The organism is Colwellia sp. MB3u-45, from assembly GCF_014077005.1.
In the GTDB taxonomy this organism is placed as follows: Bacteria; Pseudomonadota; Gammaproteobacteria; order Enterobacterales; family Alteromonadaceae; genus Cognaticolwellia.
Map to the genome: position 1 here is coordinate 328048 of NZ_JACGVC010000044.1, position 20239 is coordinate 348286.

Annotated in this window: 14 protein-coding genes and 1 pseudogene; 9 read left to right on the forward strand and 6 right to left on the reverse strand. The window is 37.9% G+C overall.

The genetic code is table 11. The features are described from left to right. Positions 1-203 precede the first annotated feature (203 nt). The 4 genes from H4J41_RS06750 to H4J41_RS06765 form a co-directional block, all read right to left on the reverse strand. A complete protein-coding gene (locus tag H4J41_RS06750) occupies positions 204-2033 on the reverse strand; it encodes an SLC13 family permease (RefSeq protein WP_182136971.1) in 1830 nt (609 codons plus the stop codon). A gap of 83 nt (positions 2034-2116) precedes the next feature. After that, positions 2117-2377, reverse strand: a complete 261-nt coding sequence (locus H4J41_RS06755; protein WP_182136970.1) for a late competence development ComFB family protein — start codon at positions 2375-2377, stop codon at positions 2117-2119. A 121-nt stretch (positions 2378-2498) separates the two neighbouring features. After that, entirely contained in the window at positions 2499-3101 is a 603-nt protein-coding gene (gene priC / locus H4J41_RS06760; RefSeq protein ID WP_182136969.1) for a primosomal replication protein PriC, read from the reverse strand. 12 nt (positions 3102-3113) lie between these two features. Further along, positions 3114-3893, reverse strand: a complete 780-nt coding sequence (locus tag H4J41_RS06765) for a TSUP family transporter (RefSeq protein WP_182137032.1) — start codon at positions 3891-3893, stop codon at positions 3114-3116. An 829-nt stretch (positions 3894-4722) separates the two neighbouring features. Here H4J41_RS06765 and H4J41_RS06770 point away from each other — a divergent pair. Beyond that, positions 4723-7524 carry a TonB-dependent receptor gene (locus tag H4J41_RS06770; protein ID WP_182136968.1) on the forward strand — a complete coding sequence of 934 codons (2802 nt, stop codon included), beginning with the start codon at positions 4723-4725 and terminating at the stop codon, positions 7522-7524. A gap of 288 nt (positions 7525-7812) precedes the next feature. Here H4J41_RS06770 and H4J41_RS06775 read toward each other — a convergent pair. Further along, positions 7813-8619: pseudogene (locus tag H4J41_RS06775) on the reverse strand (IS1595 family transposase). 453 nt (positions 8620-9072) lie between these two features. Here H4J41_RS06775 and H4J41_RS06780 point away from each other — a divergent pair. After that, the gene (locus H4J41_RS06780; protein ID WP_182136967.1) at positions 9073-11970 is read left to right on the forward strand and encodes a TonB-dependent receptor domain-containing protein; all 2898 of its coding nucleotides are present in this window, start codon (positions 9073-9075) and stop codon (positions 11968-11970) included. A gap of 520 nt (positions 11971-12490) precedes the next feature. Here the strand turns inward: H4J41_RS06780 and H4J41_RS06785 are convergent. After that, positions 12491-12772 carry a hypothetical protein gene (locus tag H4J41_RS06785; protein ID WP_182136966.1) on the reverse strand — a complete coding sequence of 94 codons (282 nt, stop codon included), beginning with the start codon at positions 12770-12772 and terminating at the stop codon, positions 12491-12493. 812 nt (positions 12773-13584) lie between these two features. Here H4J41_RS06785 and H4J41_RS06790 point away from each other — a divergent pair. The 7 genes from H4J41_RS06790 to H4J41_RS06820 all read left to right on the forward strand — a co-directional run bounded on the left by H4J41_RS06790 (position 13585) and on the right by H4J41_RS06820 (position 20050). Next, a complete protein-coding gene (locus H4J41_RS06790) occupies positions 13585-14016 on the forward strand; it encodes a hypothetical protein (protein ID WP_182136965.1) in 432 nt (143 codons plus the stop codon). A gap of 1090 nt (positions 14017-15106) precedes the next feature. After that, entirely contained in the window at positions 15107-15886 is a 780-nt protein-coding gene (locus H4J41_RS06795) for a DUF3450 domain-containing protein (RefSeq protein ID WP_182136964.1), read from the forward strand. Then, positions 15886-17229 (forward strand): MotA/TolQ/ExbB proton channel family protein, encoded by a 1344-nt coding sequence (locus tag H4J41_RS06800; RefSeq protein WP_182136963.1) that lies wholly within the window; start codon positions 15886-15888, stop codon positions 17227-17229. The genes H4J41_RS06795 and H4J41_RS06800 overlap by 1 nt, the downstream gene beginning before the upstream one ends. After that, a complete protein-coding gene (locus tag H4J41_RS06805; protein WP_182136962.1) occupies positions 17229-17753 on the forward strand; it encodes a MotA/TolQ/ExbB proton channel family protein in 525 nt (174 codons plus the stop codon). Before H4J41_RS06800 ends, H4J41_RS06805 begins: the two co-directional genes overlap by 1 nt. 12 nt (positions 17754-17765) lie before the next feature. Beyond that, positions 17766-18167 carry a biopolymer transporter ExbD gene (locus H4J41_RS06810; protein WP_081149207.1) on the forward strand — a complete coding sequence of 134 codons (402 nt, stop codon included), beginning with the start codon at positions 17766-17768 and terminating at the stop codon, positions 18165-18167. A gap of 3 nt (positions 18168-18170) precedes the next feature. Continuing rightward, entirely contained in the window at positions 18171-18788 is a 618-nt protein-coding gene (locus tag H4J41_RS06815) for an energy transducer TonB (protein ID WP_182136961.1), read from the forward strand. 2 nt (positions 18789-18790) lie between these two features. Then, entirely contained in the window at positions 18791-20050 is a 1260-nt protein-coding gene (locus tag H4J41_RS06820; protein WP_182136960.1) for a lipopolysaccharide assembly protein LapB, read from the forward strand. Positions 20051-20239: the final 189 nt, after the last annotated feature.

The following is a 20239-nucleotide window of genomic DNA, read 5'->3' on the forward strand; positions in this document are numbered from 1 at the left end:
TAACCTTTTTTGGAACTCACTAGGCGCTTAGTGTCGAGGGAGATAGCTTTTATATTTTTCCAGCCAATCAGAAGAAATTTTAGCCGCAATTAAGGGTATTCTGGGTAAAGGTAAATAGGGTGATAAAGTTACCTTGTGAGGAAAAATATCAATAAAATGGCAACTTGGCATAAACTTATGCTTAACCCTCATCATCACCAAGATTATAAATACAACCAATTTAATAACAGAGAGAGTGTTACCCACATCAGTAGAATCAGCGGAATACCAATACGCATAAAGTCAGAAAATTTATAGCCACCGGCATTCATCACCAATAAGTTAGTTTTATAAGCCATAGGTGTGGCATAGCTCAAGTTAGCACCGAATAATACCGCTAAGATAAATGGCTCAGGTGAAAGGTTTAATTGGCTAGCCACGGAAATAGCAATAGGTGTACCAATAACGGCTGCAGCATTGTTAGAAACAATATTAGTTAATATGGCTAATAACAACATTAACGCGGCTAAAATTCCGCCTGGTGGTAAACCAAAAGATAAGGCGACAAAAACCTGGGCTATATATTCTGCGCCTCCGGTTATCATCATTGCAGAGCCTAAAGCTAAAGAGGCGGCAACAATTAAAATAACTTGGGTACTAAGCGCAGATGCAGCTTCTTGCCAATCTAAGCATTTAGTCACCAACAGTATCAGGACCCCACATACTGAACTAATTTCAATGGGTAAAATACCCAGTGCCGACGAAACAACCACGGCGAGTAATGTGCCTAAAGCCAATGGGGCTTTTTTTGTTTGTGGCAACGATTCTGCCCCATCGATTATTAACAGACCGGGTTTGGATTTTAATAAACTTATTTGCTCGGTTTCTCCTTGCACAAGTAATACATCACCAATCTGCAAGCGACTGTTTCCTATGCCATTAGCACCAATTTCCATGGCTTTACCTGCTCTGTGCAATGCCACTACCGTTATGGCATGTTTACGAATGAAATTGGCCTGTTGTAAGGTGCGACCTTCAAGACCAGAGCCAGCGATGATGACAATTTCAGCCAAGGTTTGTTTTTCAGCTTTTAATGGATGCTCGTCGTCAACTTTATGCAAGCCAGAAAATAAAGTGGCTCCTAATACTGTTTCATATTCTTTTAGACGATCGGGGTAGTCATGAACCTTTAATCGGTCCCCAACAACAAGCAAAGTATCAGGTAAAGGGATAATATTTCTATTTTCGGGCCCTCGCTGGATACTCTCAATTTTTATTTGGCCATCAGTTAAGGCAATTATTTCGGTGATGGTTTTTTCGTTAACAAGACTGTTTTCGTTTATATTGAGGTAAGCACTAAATATACGTGGCGACGTATCAGGCATTGATGGTGCTCTACGGGGTAAAAGTCTTGGCGCAATTAGCCATAAGTAGAGTACAGCAACGACTGAAGCCATCAGTGCCGGTTTAGCAAAGTCAAATAGCCCAAATTCAGCTGCGCCCATATTTTTTGCAATACTAACCACCAGAAGGTTTGTTGAGGTGCCTATCGTTGTTGCCATTCCGCCGACTAAGGTGGCTAACCCCATAGGTAACAACATGGGTGATGAGTCTGTTTTAGTGCGTAACGACACGCTGATCAAAATAGGCAGTAATAAAACTACCACAGGGGTATTGTTAATAAAGGCACTTAACCCGCCTGCTAAAATAAGTGTGATCAATAAAGATAGTGTGGGGCTTATTTTCCACAACTTGGCCAGGTATCGGCCAATAGGCTCCAAGGCTCCCGTGCGCACAATGCCATGACCAATAATCATCAAGGAACAAACAGTAACCAAAGCCTCATGACCAAAACCAAAGAACAAGGAGCTTGGCTCAAAGTGTTTGCCATCGCTATAAAATGGAAAAACAGCAAACATCACACTTAAAATTGCTATAACAGCAAGTGAGGAGGTTTCTAAGGGAGTATCTTCTCGACGAAATAAATACAATGCCAATACCGTTATCAATAAAACTGCTAAGGCATGATTATTAGGAAGCTCTGGAATATTCAAAGGCTTTACCAAGTTGATTTAATTGTTTAGTTTTTAGATCTCGCCCTGACTTGGTCGAATTTTATCAGTTATTCATTAACAAACTAAGTATGTTCTTTCATAAATTCTAATGCTTTTGCTACCGCTACTTTGACATCGCTTTCCATTTCAAAACGCTCAGATGCGGGTAAATAAAAGGCCATATCAACTTCATGGCGGATATAGCGGGTGGGTAATTGGTTTAACACCACGCAAACTAAATCGGCTATAAACTCAGCATCATAGCTTTCTTCTAATTTTAACGTAGCAAAGTGCTGATCCACTAATTTTTCATAGTAGTTGTGAATATCATCAGAAATTTTCATGTCGGCGTCACTTAATTTAATAACTATATTTTCAAGCGTAATGCTAGTGTAATGAAAACACCAACTTTTTATGCCTTTAGATTGATTTTTATCAAAAAAGTTAATGGCAGTAAGCTGTTAGTTAAAATTTTTCAGCTTGGGCTATTTCACGCTCTAATTTAGATATGGCTTGACGACACCGACCAAGGCGTTGGTGTAGCGCAAGAATTTCTTCGGTAAATTGCTTTGCTTGTGTCGCTGATGTGTTGTGGCCTTGTCGTTCACGCACTTGGATCATTTCTACTAATCGGCGTTCAAACTCAAAGGTTTCATTAAGCTTTTTATGTAAGTTGTGACTCGATTGCATTACCGCTTGAGCCGCTTTTTTATAACGACGGGCTTTTATGGCAACAAGCCTTTGAGTTGGCTCTTTATGTAGCGCACTATTTGAATTCAATGCGTTACGCAACGCCGATATTTGCTGTTCTAATATCAGTAAACGGCTGTGTGCAAGTGCATTCTTGTTAGCTGATAGTAATCGAGACAATTCATTAGTTTTATTTTTTACTTCAACAATATAAGGGTGGAACTGATCGCTATGGGTGAGGAATAATGCTTCAGAAAAAATATCATTTTCTTGAATTATTTTATGCGATTTAGACTGCTTATTTTGTTGATCAACTTGCAGAGCTTGCTCGTTAAGTTGATCAAGAATGGCGTGAATTTTATTAATTGCACTTTGCATAAGTAACCTTTCTTAGCTCAGCCAGGCTTGGTAGCCCAAGTTAACAGACATTAAAATGACCACAGTAATAAATACTGGGCGGATAAACTTACTACCAAATTTAATCGCCCAATGAGCGCCTACCCACGCACCTAGCATCATAAATATTCCCATAGAAATGCCTAAGACAAAGTTAACATGGCCAAGATAGATAAAGGTTAATAAGCTAAAAAAGTTACTGACAAAATTGGTGGAGCGGGCTAAGCCAGAGCTTAAAAGAATATCGATCTTATATATTGCATTAGACGAGCTGACCCAAAATGCCCCTGTACCCGGGCCTGCAAAACCATCATAAAATCCTAGTATTAAGCCTTGTACAACTTGCTTAAATTTAATCGACATGGTTTTTAACGGCAAACCATGTATGTCACTAGTGACTGAACTTGAAATTAAGGTATATATCGCGGTCATCACTATGAGTACCGGGATGTACTTATCTAAAAATTCGACGGATAAAAAATTAACCATTATGGTGCCTAAAACAGCACCAATGGCGGTAGCAATAATAGCAAATCGCCAATATCTAGGGCTAAAAAGTCTTTTACGATAGAAGGCAAATGATGCGGTGAATGAACCAAAAGACGCAGCAAGTTTGTTGGTGCCCAAGGCAACATGTGGTGGCAAGCCTGACGTTAGTAATGTTGGAACTGTTAGCATTCCGCCGCCACCGGCGATTGCATCAATTAGCCCTGCAACAAAGCCGACACTACATAAGGTTATCCATAAACTCATGTCTAGGACGGGATCAATAATCATAGGATTTATTGCGTATAAAATTTAGCGCTAACTATACCACAGTGAAAGCTTGATTTGATTGCCCTTTATTTTTCAATTTTTCACGTGTGAAATTAGTTTTCAATAATGTGTACTAATCAAACCTAACTTAGAGATTTTGCATATGCGGTTAATGAGTTGTGGTACTAATAATTTAGGCGCTGTTATAACCTTAAATACGAATATTCCACCTAGTTATAACTAGTAATACAATAGTGCTTCAGTATTGCTTGAGCTCAGTTACAAAATAAATCCCAATAAAAAAATAGCAAAACGTTTCATTTTGTTTACAGTAATTATTTTTTTATTAAGTGATTGTAATTATTAGTTTATCTTAATTAACTGGTTATTCTTTTATATCGTCCAAAAGATTTTATTTTTTAAATGCAGTTCTTCAGTTTATATTATCATTTAACTTTATCCATTGTTTTATATAGTTTAATTTTCATATGGAACTAGGTTGTTGTGATGTATTAGTGTTTATTTATGTAAGTTTCACTCGGGATGACATTTTATTGTTTTTAGTCAGTATTGTTCAGGTATTTTGCTGTGTTTAGTTGTTGACCTAATCTAAAGTCAATAAACGTAACCGTTTGTATTGACCTGGCAACTAAATTGCAACAATATTGCATTGACCTGTTAACTTAATTATTACAATATTGGGTTCGATGTCTTAGCTGACATATCAGGTTTACGACCCAAAAGAGCAAATTAGGTCTGTAACCAAAAGACCAAAAACAATTCAAAAATAGGCAAAATAGCCTTGAATTTAAACACTAATATCACGAAAGTGGTCCAGGGAGTATTTATGTATAACAATAGCAAAGTCGCTAAAGCAGTGCGCATCGCCATGATGTTTAGTGCCGGTGCAGCTGCAGCAATTTCAGCACCTGCATTTGCAGCTGAAGATGAATCAGCTGAAAGCGTAGAGCGCATTGAAGTAACAGGTTCTCGCATTAAGCGTGCTGATATGGAAGGTGCAAATCCTGTCCAAGTTATCACTCGCCAAGACCTTGTTGCATCAGGTATTTCTAATATGGGTGATATCTTGCAAGAAATTCCATCGGTAGCTGGTGCGGGAACTAACACAGCGATCAATAACGGTGGTTCAGGTGCTATTCGCGTATCATTACGTGGTTTAGGCTCTGAACGTACTCTAGTTCTTCTAAACGGTCGCCGTATGGTAGCTTCAGGTACTGGTGCAGACAGTTCAGTTGATTTAAGTACTATTCCTACTGCGATTGTTAAGCGTGTTGAAGTTTTAAAAGATGGCGCGTCAGCTATCTATGGTTCGGATGCGATTGGTGGTGTTGTAAACATTATTACGCGTGATGACTTTGAAGGCTTCGAATTCAATGCGGGTTACGATATCGGCACTGAAGAGTCAGATGGCGAAACCAAGAATATCGATTTAACTATTGGCTTTTCTGGTGATAAAGGTAATGCGGTTGTAAACGCATACTATGTTCAGCAGGGCGCACAATGGTCTGGAGATCGTGATTGGTCTAAATTCGATTATGGTATGGAAGATGATGGTTCATTAACACCAGGTGGCTCTTCAGCTACACCATGGGGTCGTTTCCGTGGTTTTGATGAAGACGCTGACGGCTGTACAGATTTCACTCATGGTGCAGCTAATGGACCAGGTCAATCTGATCCATCAGATCACCGTACTGCCGGTTATGACTGTTTTGGTGGTACCGATTTATACAATTTCGCACCAGCAAATTATCATTTAACACCTGCAGAGCGCTACGGTGTTTTTGCATCGGGTTCATATGAACTTAATGATAGTGTTCGCGTATTTACGGAGTTAAGCTTTAACCGTCGTACATCAGATATTAAATTAGCACCATTACCTTTAGCTCCATTAGCATTCTTTGGTTATTCTGCTCCTTACACTGCCGATAACTACTACAACCAGACTGTAGGTCCAAAAAATGGTGCAGGCGAAAGTCAAGATATAGCTGATTGGCGTCGACGTATGGTTGAAACTGGCGGTCGTGATTCTACCTACCGTATTGAAACTGTACGTGCAATGTTTGGCATTGATGGCGAATTTGATAATGGCTGGGGCTGGGAAGCTAGCTACATCTTTGGTTCAAATGACTCTGCAACCTCCGCACAAGGTGGTGTAAACTTTGAGAAAGTAGCATTAGCGGTAGGCCCGTCATTTTTAGATGATACTGGAAGTGTAATTTGTGGCACGGTAGATGCGCCAATTGCCGGTTGTGTATCGTTGAATGTTTTTGGTGTTCCAGGTACAGACAGTGAAGTTTCTCAAGAAATGTTAGATTATATTACTTTTGAAGCACATGATCTTGGCTCTAATGAACAGCAAATTATGTCAGCAAGTATTTTTGGTGATGCATTTGAATTACCAGCAGGTACTGTTGGTTTTGCCGCTGGTATTGAACATCGTGAAGAAAAAGGTGCAGATTATCCTGACGCGCTTATCGCTTTAGGTATCACGTCGGGTTCATCGCGTACATCAACAGAAGGTAGCTACGAAGTAGATGAAGTATTCCTTGAAACCAATGTTCCACTATTAAATGGTGTTGTTGGCGCTGAAATATTAGAAGTTGATTTAGCGGTTCGTTACTCTGACTACAATACGTTTGGTGATACTACTAACCACAAAATTGGTGTTCGTTGGGTTCCATTCGATGGTCTAATGGTACGTGGTACATCTTCAACAGCATTCCGAGCTCCTTCTACATCTGATTTGTTCGCTGGTTCTTCAGACAACAGTCCAGAAGTCGTAGACCCATGTTTTACTAACCCAACAGCATTCTGTATTGCTAACGGTGTTCCTGCCGCTGGTTTTGTGCCAATTGGTGACCAATTATCTTCAACGCGTGGTGGTAATCAAGATCTTCAACCTGAAGAAGCTGATATTTTTACCGCTGGTGTTGTGTATAGTCCTGATTTTGCTGAAGATTTATCACTAACGTTAGATTACTGGGACATCAAGATTACTAGTGCAATTAGTACGTTAGGTGAGCAGTTAATTCTTACAAGTTGTGCAAAAAGTGGCGAATATTGTGACAAAATCACTCGTTTCGGCGTTGATAGCCCACTTTACGGTAACTCAATTGATATTGATGACCGTACAACAAACGTTGGTGGTGTTGACTCATCAGGTTACGACTTTAACGTTCGTTACTCTACAGACCTTGAAGGCGGTACAATAACTTTCAACGTAGACACGACTTACTATGATACATATGATATTACACAAGCCAATGGCGCCGTAATTGAAAATGCTGGTTACTTCTACCGTAATAGTGGTGATGGTAACTTTCCTAAGTGGAAAACTAATGCTGATGTTCGATATACAAGCGATGATTGGTCTGCAGCTTGGTCAGTTCGTTATATAGGTGATGTTAAAGAGACGTTTGGTGAAGGATTCCGTACGATTGATAAGCAAATCATTAATGATGCTCGCTTTAGCTACTTCATGGATAACATGACCGCATCTATTGGTCTGAATAACATATTTGATGAAGATCCTCCGTATGCAGATACTGGTTTTAACGATAATACAGACCCTCGTACTTATAACACGTCAGGTCGTCATGTTTACGTAACTTTAGGATTAGCTTTTTAAGTTAGTTTTAGTTAAGTAAAATCATAAAAGCCATTGAGAACGACTCAATGGCTTTTTTATTTTCTTTATTAGGTATTTTAAACAGCAGTAATTGGGCAGTAATTTAATGCAATTGGTATAAGTCTGTCCTGTTCAATCTGAGCACACTACAACCAAGATATTTACCTTTCTGTTTTTCTTTTATTTTAGATAATCAATCAACCAATAGATAAAAATGCCTATGCACTTGGCTCAGGACGATTTAATAGGTGAATAAATTATTGCCAACTTTAACAAACGATTAGGAATCTATTTTTCGATAAATCGATGATTAAAGCGATAACTTAACTCATCTAGGTATTCTTGCAGGTATTTCCCTGATACACCATGGAATCTACCTAACAAAAACGTTTTTAAATTACCGATGGCGATGTATGCCCTCGGTAACCATTCATCAACCAAATGACTTGGTGTTACTTTGGCTTCGTGGTCTTGTGTTTGGTCAATAATATTCAATGCGGGCAATGCATCTGAATGAACTTTTTGACTTAGCTTTAAGTGCTTTTTGACAAATTTGTCTACACTAAAATAACAAATACTATCGACTACTGCCATAGCAATAAATCCTGTTTTTTTATCTTTGCTTTCACAGGTGATAACACATTATTTCTTCCTGCTGCGCCACGACCACACTTGCCTTTTTGTCTGCCACCAACTAGCGCAGCATCTAGCTCTATTGTGCCACTTAATTGATACAAACTATGCTCTATACCCTATAGCCTTTCTAAGTTTATTTACAATAAGTCTAGCGTTGCGCCAATTGATTTTTATTAATTTACTTCCCTTTTCTGAGCCAAGAAAATAGATAACAAAAAACCACTGAATCAAGGTGATTTTACTGTCATGAAAAAGTGTTCCCGCCATGACGGATGTTTGCTTTTTACATTGCGTACATTCGTATAAATGGCGATTTGTTATTGCATAGTGATGGGCATTACCACAACGAGGACAAATAAAACTATCTGGCTATTTTATTTGTTGTAAGTATTTCAAGCAATCGTCTTCGGTATTAAACTGTTTCTGCCAAGCTAAAAATATGGCTTCTGGCATATTCAGGGTAATGGCTAGCTACACATTGTGTTTATATATACGCTATTGTTCCATCCTAAGTTATCTGCATAGACATGTTTTTTTATTCTTTTATACCTTCCAAAATATTATTCTTTTAAATGTTGGCCCTCTTAACAAAATTATTAAAATTTAATATGCTGTCGAATTTGGCATTATTTTTATAGCGAACCAGGCTACTGCGATCTGTTGATGTTTATTTTAGTAAGTTTTCATTTAAAATAATATTATTTATCTAATTGTTTATAATATGTTTTTTTTTAATTGGACTGCTGCTTCTGATTAAAGTAATTCAAATGTAACTGTTTGTGTTGACCTGTTAACAATATTAAGTTTAATATCTTAACCGTTAGGTCAGGTATCTGACCAAAAATAATTCAACAAGGCAATATAGTCTTGAATTTAAACACTAGAATCACGAAAGTGGTCCAGGGAGTATTTATGTATAACAATAGCAAAATAGCTAAAGCAGTACGCGTCGCCATGATGTTTGGCGCAGGCGCAGCTGCTGCAATTTCAGCACCTGCATTTTCAGCAGAAGATGAATCAGCTGAAAGTGTAGAGCGTATTGAAGTAACAGGTTCTCGTATTAAGCGTGCTGATATGGAAGGTGCAAATCCTGTCCAAGTTATCACTCGCCAAGACCTTGTTGCATCAGGTATCACTAATATGGGTGATATCTTACGAGAAATTCCATCTGTAGCTGGTGCCGCAACTAACACCGCGATCAATAACGGTGGTTCAGGTGCCATTCGTGTTTCATTACGTGGTTTAGGTTCTCCTCGTACATTGGTACTTTTAAATGGCCGCCGTATGGTTGCCTCTGGTACTGGTGCAAACAGTTCAGTTGATTTAAGTACTATCCCAACTGCCATTGTAAAACGTGTTGAAGTTTTAAAAGATGGCGCGTCAGCTATCTATGGATCTGATGCTATCGGTGGTGTTGTAAACATTATCACTCGTGATGACTTTGAAGGCTTCGAATTCAATGCAGGTTATGATATCGGCACTGAAGAGTGGGATGGCGAAACCAAAAATATGGATTTAACCATAGGTTTTTCAAGCGATAAAGGTAATGCTGTTGTAAATGCATACTATGTTCAGCAGGGCGCACAATGGTCTGGCGATCGTGATTGGTCTAAATTCGATTATGGTATGAATGCAGATGGCGAACTTATTCCAGGGGGCTCTTCGGCTCCACCATGGGGACGTTACAACGGTGTAAACTCAGCTAACCCAGATAACTTTACTCAACTTCGTTTAGATGAAGATGGCAACCCTGATTTAGATACAGATGGTAACCAACAATTTGACTTACCTACAGGTACTTGTAACTCATTTACTCACGGCGCAGCAAATGGTCCAGGTCAATCTGATCCTTCTAACCCAGCAAATGCTACGGGTTATGATTGTTGGGATTGGGATAAAGATACTTACAACTTCGCACCAGCTAACTATCACTTAACGCCACAAGAGCGTTACGGTATTTATGCTTCAGGCTCTTATGAAATCACTGATACTGTTCGTGTATTTACTGAATTAAGCTTTAACCGTCGTACTTCTAAAACAAAACTAGCACCGTTGCCATTAGCACCATTAGCATTTTTTGGCTGGGGTGATGCAACTTACTCTGCAGACAACTACTACAATCAACAATTTGGTCCAAAAGACAAAAATGGCGATACAGTAGATATTGCTGATTGGCGTCGTCGTATGGTTGAAACAGGTGGACGTGATTCACAATTCCGCGTTGAAACGGTACGTGCTATGATTGGTATGGACGGTGAATTTGACAATGGTTGGGGCTGGGAAGCAAGTTACATTTTTGGTCGTAACGATTCAGCAACACAAGGTGCTGGCGGTGTAAACTTTGAAAAAGTTAGCGCAGCTGTTGGTCCATCTTTTATGGATGACCTTGGTAATGTAGTTTGTGGTACTGAAGCTGCTCCAATTGCGGGCTGTGTATCATTAAATACCTTCGGTACTCCTGGTACAGATGGCGAAATTAGCCAAGAAATGATGGATTATATGTTGTTTGAAGCACATGATGTGGGTTCTAACGAACAGCAAATCATGTCTGCAAGTATCTTTGGTGATGCGTTTGAATTACCCGCTGGTACTGTAGGTTTCGCATTAGGTGTTGAACATCGTGAAGAAAAAGGTGCTGATTTTCCTGACGCGCTAATTGCTTTAGGTATTACATCTGGCTCATCGCGTACATCAACGGTAGGTAGCTACGAAGTAGATGAAGTATTCCTGGAAACTAATGTTCCACTATTAAGTGGTGTTGTTGGCGCTGAAGTATTAGAAGTTGATTTAGCGGTTCGTTACTCTGACTACAATACATTTGGTGATACAACTAACCACAAAATTGGTGTTCGTTGGGTTCCATTTGATGGACTAATGGTACGTGGTACATCATCAACAGCATTCCGTGCTCCATCTACATCTGACCTGTTTGCTGGTTCTTCAGACAACAGTCCAGAAGTAGTTGATCCTTGTAACACAAACCCAACAGCATTCTGTATTGCTGATGGTGTTCCTGCTGCCGGTTTCGAACCCATTGGTGACCAATTATCTTCAACGCGTGGTGGTAGTCAAGATTTACAACCAGAAGAAGCTGATATCTTTACCGCTGGTATTGTATATAGCCCTGATTTCGTAGAAGGTTTGTCATTAACTTTAGATTACTGGAATATCGAAATTACGAGTGCAATTAGTACGTTAGGTGAGCAGTTAATTCTAGATAGCTGTGCAGCAACTGGCGAGCATTGTGATAAAATTATACGTTTCGGTGCTGATAGCACACTTTACGGTAACTCAATTGACATTGATGACCGCACAACTAACGTTGGTGGTGTTGACTCATCTGGTTACGATTTTAACATTCGTTACTCTACAGACCTTGAAGGTGGCACGATAACTTACAACGTTGACACGACTTATTATGATACATATGATATTACACAAGCCAATGGTGATGTAATTGAGAATGCGGGTTATTTTTACCGCAATAGTGGTGATGGTAACTTCCCTGAATGGAAAACAAATGCTGACGTTCGCTACACAAGCGATGATTGGTCTGCAGCATGGTCAGTTCGTTACATTGGTGAAGTAGATGAACCATTTGACGGTGACTTCCGTACTATTGATGCTCAAATTATTAATGATGCACGCTTTAGTTACTTCATGGATAACATGACGGCAACTATTGGTCTGAATAACATATTTGATGAAGATCCTCCGTATGCAGATACTGGCTTCAACGATAATACAGACCCGCGTACTTATAACACGTCAGGTCGTCACGTTTACGTAACTTTAGGATTAGCTTTTTAAGTTAGTTTTAGTTAAGTAAAATCATAAAAGCCATTGAGAACGACTCAATGGCTTTTTTATTTTCTTTATTAGGTATTTTAAACCACAGCAATTGAGCAGTAATTTAATGCAATTGGTATAAGTCTGTCCTGTTCACTCCGAACATACTACAACCAAGGTATTTATCTTTCTGTTTTTCTTTTATTTTCGATAAACAATCAACCAATAGACAAATAAACTAACTATGTTATAAACTGAATTTATTAAGAATAAGGGGCGATACCGAAAAGAGTCAAGCTGACATCCGCGGGGAGTATAAGTATATGGAATAGCATTTCAGCTTTGTTGGTTTTCTTTACTTATTTAGGTGCTTCTCCATCGAATTGTAACAACCTTATTTCAAACCATGCTATCGACACATTGAAGCATAAAATATCCCTAACTACTCAATAGTTAAGGATTAGCTTTCTGCAGAAGCTACTTAAGCTTTATTTAGCAATCACATTACTATGTAAATTATAATCTAGCACTTATTCAATCGCTAAATTGTTGAACCAGCGCTAGTTTGGGCTTTACTTTCTTGTGATCTAAGCGCTTCTTGGTTTCTTCTTCTTACTTCGTCAGCCAATTCTTTCGACATACAACTGCGTTTTTTTCTATGGCTTCCTGTCGTAGCTCTATACTCACATACCATATTTTTATCATTTGCCATCTTGGTATATTTATCATCATTTTCTTTAGATTTATCAGCATAGCCTGACTGGCTTGAACTACAAGCGGCAAGTAATATGGTAATGCTAATTAGTGTTGTTTTTTTTAACATTTTGAGCTCCATTGTTATATTTTATGAGTAACGACTGCTTTGTAACCTACTAAATTATTAAACTGATAACCAAACAGCCTGATTTTACAAACTATATCTTAGCAAATGCTGCAAACGGCATTATTAGTAAGTTGTACGTGTTTCATTAAATTTCTTTATTAGTACTTTGCAAGATAACCTAAATTATAATTTTCACTATAAATATGTATATAATGATTTTGTAACAAATGATATAAATCCAAAATAATATGAAATTTTCTATCCAGATGATTAACAAAGATTATTTTGATCCTTAAATAATAAGGTAGCATAGCGTAATAGGCAATATTTAAAAAAGGTAGAGATTTATATGAAAGTTACGCCTACGCTCATAGAGATCCGTTTGACGAAATCCGTCGATTAGTTGAAGTAGGTATTGAAGGCCTTAATTGGATCCATTTCTATTGCTTTAAAGGCGGCTGTGATTTTAATCAATTAAGAGTGTTAGTCGCTGGCAGCGGGAACAGGAGATTCCGATATTTTTTAGTGGAATAATTAAAAGATAACACGGCAGAAATTTGACCAATATAAACTGGTTGCATGGCTCACTACTCTTATTTATTGGGATATAGGTAATTTTTACTACATAGGTTGAGCAGGTGTATTACATCATTTAGACGAGCAATTGTTAGGTCTACACTCACTTAAAAATTTGTTGAATGACTCAGGTGCAATGGGTTTGATGGTATAAGGAAATATGGACGCACTGGCGTTTATCAAATGCAGCAGTTAATGAGAATGATTAACGCGGATGAAGAATATTTGCCTAATAGGTGACAAATACTAAAAGAATATTGGAAAATATCCCAGAAACTAATTGGTTTTCCCATAATGAAAAATTTATCGTTGATCATATTAAATGTGAAGATAATGGCTTAGTACATTTATTGTTGCATGAACAATACTGTGCTTATAGCATTTTAGAAGTTTATCAGTTGCTAAAACAGTTGGGGTTGCAGTTTGTAGAGCTCAATGATGGTAAGTTGAGAACGTCCTACCGGCCAGAGCAATATATTACCGACAATAACTTGCTTAAAGAGATTAAACAGCGACCGATAAAAGAGCAGCACGGCATTGCTGAGTTGCTAGTGGGCGCTTTTAAAAATCATGAGTACTATGCCTCAGTAGGTGTTGATACAAAGGTAAGTTTTTCCACGTTGTCCAATCTACCATTCTTTTTTCCTGAGAACCTTTATGAAATCTAGGTAGTCAACTAGCAGAAGCTATGTTGGCAAACGCCAATAAATCTATTTTGATGAAACATATCAGCGGATTTAAGTTTGATCTATCCGCGTCACAGTTAGACTATTTAATATTTAAAAATATTGATGGTAAAAGACACTACAAGTTCTTTTTGATCAGGTTAGACAAGAACTGAAGGATCAATCCTTAGACAATAATCAGTTAATAGAATACTTTTCTCAGTGTATTAAACAATTTCAACAACTCGACTGGATACTGTTATGAGCAAGCTAATTTGAATTTTGGTTAAGCGAACTTACCTGAATACCTATTTCTTGATGTTAAGCAAGCTTTTTTTTGATTGTAATAGTGCGTAATTACGTCTTAAAAATGACTACCTCACTAAAATTCGTAATTGGGATTGAAACAATTAGTGCCTCGTTATTTTAGGCGATTACAAATAGTTTATTCAAATAGTTGGAAAGTAAAAGTTGTTTAATTAAACTGCTAGTTTTGTATCGCTTAACTTGTGCATTTTTAGGAGATTGTCATATACTTTTATAGTAAAAAAGAATACCTAATTAATACCACTTTATGACAGCTTATTATCTAAGGCATTTGCTAGTCTTTTGGTTGGCTCAGTCTTACTTGTGATTAAATTATAAGCTGACCTAACTCGCATAATTTAGGGCAGGCGTTGATGAACGCCATATAGCTTGCATATTTATAATGTTATATATTTGTTCATTTAAAAACCAAAATGGCAAAATTAAACTGCATTTAGATAATAAAGTTTGACTTACTACGAAAGAGTTAGTAAAACATGAACAGCACATATTTTTACAATAATGAGGCCTTCTGTAACATCGATTAAATTAATAATTTTCTGCATTAAATGAATATATTGTTAAATTATCGTTACAAAAAAATTTACTTCACTCTTTAAAAGCGAAATAAATGGTCTTTTTATTGTACTTAGTTGACAGTTAGGCTGTCGTCTGGGAATATTGTCGTAGTTTTATTTTAGAATAATAAAACTTTAAATGGCAGATTATTAAATTTGCGTTAACAATAAAGTTTGTTATCAAAATTCAATAGCAATGGTTGGGAACTATGTCCAAATTAAGCAAGAAAAGCCTTATCGCAACGACGATAATTGGCGCACTAGCATTTTCAGCAAGCAACTTCGCTGCTGCAGATGCATTAACAGATCTACAAAAAGCAGAAGCTCAAATTTTTAAAGCTTCAAGTCAATCACAAAGCAAAATAGACAACATTTACGGACAAACTCAAGAGCTACTAGCTGAGTACCGTAATACAGTCGATGAAGCTGACGTGTTAAACGGTTATAACGATCATGTTCAACTTATGGTTGATGATCAAGAAGCTAATATTAAATCATTACAAAAACAAATTGCTGGTATAGATAAAACCAAGCAAGGCGTTGTACCATTGATGTACAAAATGATTGACACATTAGAGAAGTTTGTTGACCTTGATGTTCCTATGAACATTGATGCACGTAAAGAGCGTATTGCTGGTTTACGTGATGTAATGGGTGATTCAGATGTATCAGTATCTGAACAGTTTCGTTTAGTGCTTGAAGCATACGAAATTGAAGCCAGTTACGGCACCATATTCGGTGTGTATCAAGGTGAGCTTGACTTAGGTGATCGTATGATCACTGTTGATTTTGTTCATATGGGTCGTATTTCATTTGTTGCTCAATCTCTTGACATGAAAAACTCTTGGGTTTGGAATAATGAAAAACGTGGTTGGGATGCTTTAGGTGACGAATACTTGAAACCAGTGACTGATGCCGTTCGTATGGCTCGTAAGCAATTACCACTTGATCTAGCTAAACTACCCGTATTTGCAGCAGGAGCAGAATAATGAAAAAAGTTATTAATTTCGTATTATTTGCTGCTTCAATGACAGTAGCAGCTTCAGCATCAGCTAATCAGTTAGATGACTTATTAAAACAAGTTAAAAATGACCGTATTTCTGAAGCTAAAATTGATAAAAAACGTGAAGCGGAATTTATTTCTGCGCGTTCTGACAAGCAATCTTTATTGAACACAGCTAAAACAGAACTAGCAAATCAACAAGCACGAAACAAACGTTTGACAAAAGAGTATGCCGCTAATGAAATTACTTTAGCGCAAAAATCTGTAGAGTTAGACAATGCCCAAGGTACTTTAGGTGAAATGTTCGGTGTAAGTCGTGCCGCTGCAGCTAATGCTTATGGTTCAATTGTAACGTCAATTGTTTCAGCTGAATACCCAGGTCGTGGTAACACGTTAGACAAGATTGCTAATTCAAAAGCTATCCCTGAACTTGAGCAGCTTGAAGAATTATGGTTTGCTCTGCAAACTGAAATGACTCAGTCAGGTGAAGTATCTAAGTTTACTACAGAAGTAACTAACTTAGATGGTTCAAAGTCTACTGAATCAGTAACACGTGTTGGTACTTTCAACTTAGTATCTGAAAACGGTTACTTAAACTATAATGATGAAGTTGGTCAAGTACAGCCACTAGCTAAGCAACCTGCTGGTTATATCACTGATACTGCGATTTCTTTCTTTGGTGAAACTGCTGGTTTCTCACCTCTTTATGTTGATCCATCTCGTGGTGCTATCTTAACGCTTGAAACGCGTAAGAAAACATTGATGGAATTCTACCATGAAGGTAAAGAAGTAGGCTATGCCATCACTGTATTACTATTCTTTGGTCTTCTTATTGCTTTAGAGCGTATGATTGTTCTTGGCAGCATGAGTTCTAAAATCCGCGCTCAAGAGAAGAATCTTGAACAGCCAAACGACAATAACCCACTGGGTCGCTTGTTAAAAGTTTACTTTGACAACAAAGCTGTTGATGCGGAAACACTTGAACTTAAACTTGACGAAGCTATATTACGCGAAACACCTAAAGTTGACCGTGGTATTAACTTAATCAAAATGTTCGCTGCAATTGCACCACTAATGGGTCTATTAGGTACAGTAATCGGTATGATTATGACGTTCCAAACGATTACATTATACGGTACAGGTGACCCGAAAATTATGGCGGGTAACATCTCTCTAGCACTTGTAACAACTGCCCTAGGTTTGATTTGTGCATTGCCATTAATCTTAATCCACAGTGTTGTTGCTGGTAAAAGTAAATCTGTATTGCAAAAGCTAGACGAGCAAAGTGCTGGCTTGATCGCTGCTATTGCAGAGAAGGAGTCTAAATAATGTTATTCCTGATAGAGCTTTGGGAATCTGTCAGGAGTTTTATTGCGACTGGCGGTAACGTATTGTACGTTGTTGCCTTCGCACTCTTATTGATGTGGATAATGATGATAGAGCGTTATTGGTTCCTATCTAAAATCTATCCTAAAATGAAAGACGATATTGTCGGACGTTGGGATGCAAGAGAAGATACTACTTCTTGGTATGCACATCGAATTAGAGATACTTGGATCTCCGAAGCGACAGAACTACTAGAGCAACGTATGCTCACAATTAGAACCTTGGTGGCAATGTGTCCACTAATTGGTTTACTTGGTACCGTAACCGGCATGATCGGTGTGTTTGAAGTAATGGCACAACAAGGTACTGGTAATCCGCGTCTGATGGCGTCTGGTATATCAATGGCAACAATTCCGACAATGGCGGGTATGGTTGCAGCATTATCAGGGGTGTTTTTCAGTTCAAGGTTAGACGCTAAAGTTAAACTAGCAAAGGCTAAACTGGTTGACAGTTTACCTCATCACTAGAGAGATATTCGAATGGCACGTAAACGTATTCGTGAGGACGAAGAAGCAGTTATAGATATGACACCGATGCTTGACATCGTATTCATTATGCTGATTTTCTTTATCGTAACTACTTCTTTTGTTAAAGAAGCTGGTATTGAAGTTAATAAACCTAAAGCGGCAAATCAATCGAAACAAAAGTCAGCTAATATCTTTGTGGCAATTAAAGATAATGGTGAAATTTGGTTAGATAAGCGTCGTGTTGATGTTGAACGCGTAGCGGCCAATATTGAAAAATTATTGGCTGAGCAACCAACTGATGTTGTAATCATTCAAGCTGACAAAGACGCTAAACATGGTGTAGTTGTTAAAGTAATGGATGCAATTAAAGAAGCGGGCATAGACAGAATATCTATCGCTGCAGCTAAGGGGTAGTTTATGGTTCGCTTTTTAGTATCTATACTACTAGGCGCGGCAGTAACATTTGCTTTGTTTTCTTTTATGGCCTTCCTTGTTTCTAGCGGTGATAGAACCAAGGAAGTAGGATTAGAGAATATCATTGTAGAAGTTAATACGACGCCACCTAAGTCAGCTGCTGAACGCCGTCAACGTGTTCCGCCGCCGCCGCCGCCGCCGCCTAAAACGCCACCTAAGCCTCAAGCTCCAGAGCCTGAAGCTAATAACGACGCGGGTGGATTAACGTTTAATATGCCTGGTGTACAGTTAGCCGGAGCAAATGCAGGTATTTCTGCACCTGGTGCTGGTTTCGGTCGTGACGGAGATGCAACACCAATAGTTCGTATTGAGCCTAAATACCCAATACAAGCTGCTCGTGATGGTAAAGAAGGTTGGGTTACGCTTTCATTTACTATCAATGAAATTGGTGGTGTTGAAGATGTTGATGTCATTGAAGCAGAGCCAAGACGTGTTTTCGACAGAGAAGCTAAACGTGCTTTGCGAAAATGGAAATACAAACCAAAAGTTGTTGATGGCAAAGCTATGAGACAAACAGGTTTGACCGTACGACTTGACTTTAAAATGGATGGAGGGAATTAGTAATGAATAAGATTTTTTCATCTTTACTGTTAATTATTTCAGTTGTTCTAATTCAATTGCCAATAGCTGCAGAAGTATCTGCAGCTGGTGCTGAAAAGTCTGAAAAACCAAAGCGTAAAACACAGCTTGTTGGTCCTAGTGTCGGTAAAAAAGTAGCAAAAGCCTTTGAAGCTTATTCAGCGGATGATATTCCAGGTGCTTTAGTTATTCTTTTAGATATTGATGCGAGTAAAGACTACGACAAAGCTTATGTATCCCGTTTTATAGCAGTTATGTATGCAACTATGGGTGATGAAGAAGCTAATGCAATTAAATATTTAAAAGCAGCGGTTGAACCTGATCTCCTTAACGAAGGTGATCATGGTGCTGCGATTAAATTGTTAGCTGATTTACAGATGCAGACCAAGGCTTATGAAGAAGCACTAGTTAATTACCAAGCTTGGATGGATTTTACGGGTGAATCTGACGGTAATACTTGGACAAAAATAGCTAATGCTCATTATGCGTTGAAACAATTAGATGAAATGATTGTGCCAGCAGATAATGCGATTGCAGCTTATGGTGACAAGCAAAACAAAAATCCTTATATATTGAAGATCACTTCATTTTATGAAAATAAAAAATATAAAGAGGCTGTTAAAACGCTTGAAACTGTTATCCAAATATTCCCAGAAGATAAAACTTGGTGGACGCAGTTAGGTATGTTCTATCTGCTAGTTGAAGATTACCAGAAAGGTTTACAAACACTTGATCTGGCTTATAAACAAGGTTTCCTTGTTAAAGAATCTGAAATTAAAACACTAGCAAGTTTATATTCGCAGAATGTAGTGCCATATAAAGCAGCAATACTGTTAGAAAAGCATATCGATTCTGGCTTAGTACCACGTGATGATAAAAATTTATCTTCACTAGCTAACGCTTGGCACGCTGCTCAGAATATTGATAAGGCGGCTGCTTATTATGGCGAATTAGCTAAAATGACTAACCTTGCTAAGCATTACAGCAAACAAGGTATGTTATTAAAGCAAGATGAGCAATTTAAGCCAGCGATCGTAGCGTTAACTAAAGCAATTGAGCTTGGTGTTAAAAATGAAGGTAGACTGCAAATGAGTATCGCAGAATCTCACTTTTATTTAGAGCAATATAAACAAGCTTATAAAGCGATTAGTTTAGCAATGAAAGATCCTAAAACCCGTAAGTCAGCTAAGGGTTGGGAAAGCTTTATTAAAGACACAGCACGACGTAAGAACGTTTCTATCTAATTTTTATACTTAATTAATAGATATGAAACTAAAAAACCAGCCAATTAGGCTGGTTTTTTTATATCTTGAAGAGTACTTATTCAATAATGACTTCGTAGCACATTAATTTAAAATTTCAAATAAAACTTTAAACTATAGTTAAGTTAGTTGTTCTAAATCAAATAAAGCTATTTTTAATAGCTTTTTTAG

Excerpts from the sequence above, each read along its gene's own strand:
- H4J41_RS06800 (WP_182136963.1), top strand. The coding sequence starts at position 15,886 with ATGAAAAAAGTTATTAATTTCGTATTATTTGCTGCTTCAATGACAGTA.
- H4J41_RS06815 (WP_182136961.1), top strand. The coding sequence starts at position 18,171 with ATGGTTCGCTTTTTAGTATCTATACTACTAGGCGCGGCAGTAACATTT.
- H4J41_RS06780 (WP_182136967.1), top strand. The coding sequence starts at position 9,073 with ATGTATAACAATAGCAAAATAGCTAAAGCAGTACGCGTCGCCATGATG.
- H4J41_RS06805 (WP_182136962.1), top strand. The coding sequence starts at position 17,229 with ATGTTATTCCTGATAGAGCTTTGGGAATCTGTCAGGAGTTTTATTGCG.
- H4J41_RS06810 (WP_081149207.1), top strand. The coding sequence starts at position 17,766 with ATGGCACGTAAACGTATTCGTGAGGACGAAGAAGCAGTTATAGATATG.
- H4J41_RS06755 (WP_182136970.1), bottom strand. The coding sequence starts at position 2,377 with ATGAAAATTTCTGATGATATTCACAACTACTATGAAAAATTAGTGGAT.
- priC (WP_182136969.1), bottom strand. The coding sequence starts at position 3,101 with ATGCAAAGTGCAATTAATAAAATTCACGCCATTCTTGATCAACTTAAC.
- H4J41_RS06770 (WP_182136968.1), top strand. The coding sequence starts at position 4,723 with ATGTATAACAATAGCAAAGTCGCTAAAGCAGTGCGCATCGCCATGATG.
- H4J41_RS06795 (WP_182136964.1), top strand. The coding sequence starts at position 15,107 with ATGTCCAAATTAAGCAAGAAAAGCCTTATCGCAACGACGATAATTGGC.
- H4J41_RS06820 (WP_182136960.1), top strand. The coding sequence starts at position 18,791 with ATGAATAAGATTTTTTCATCTTTACTGTTAATTATTTCAGTTGTTCTA.
- H4J41_RS06785 (WP_182136966.1), bottom strand. The coding sequence starts at position 12,772 with ATGTTAAAAAAAACAACACTAATTAGCATTACCATATTACTTGCCGCT.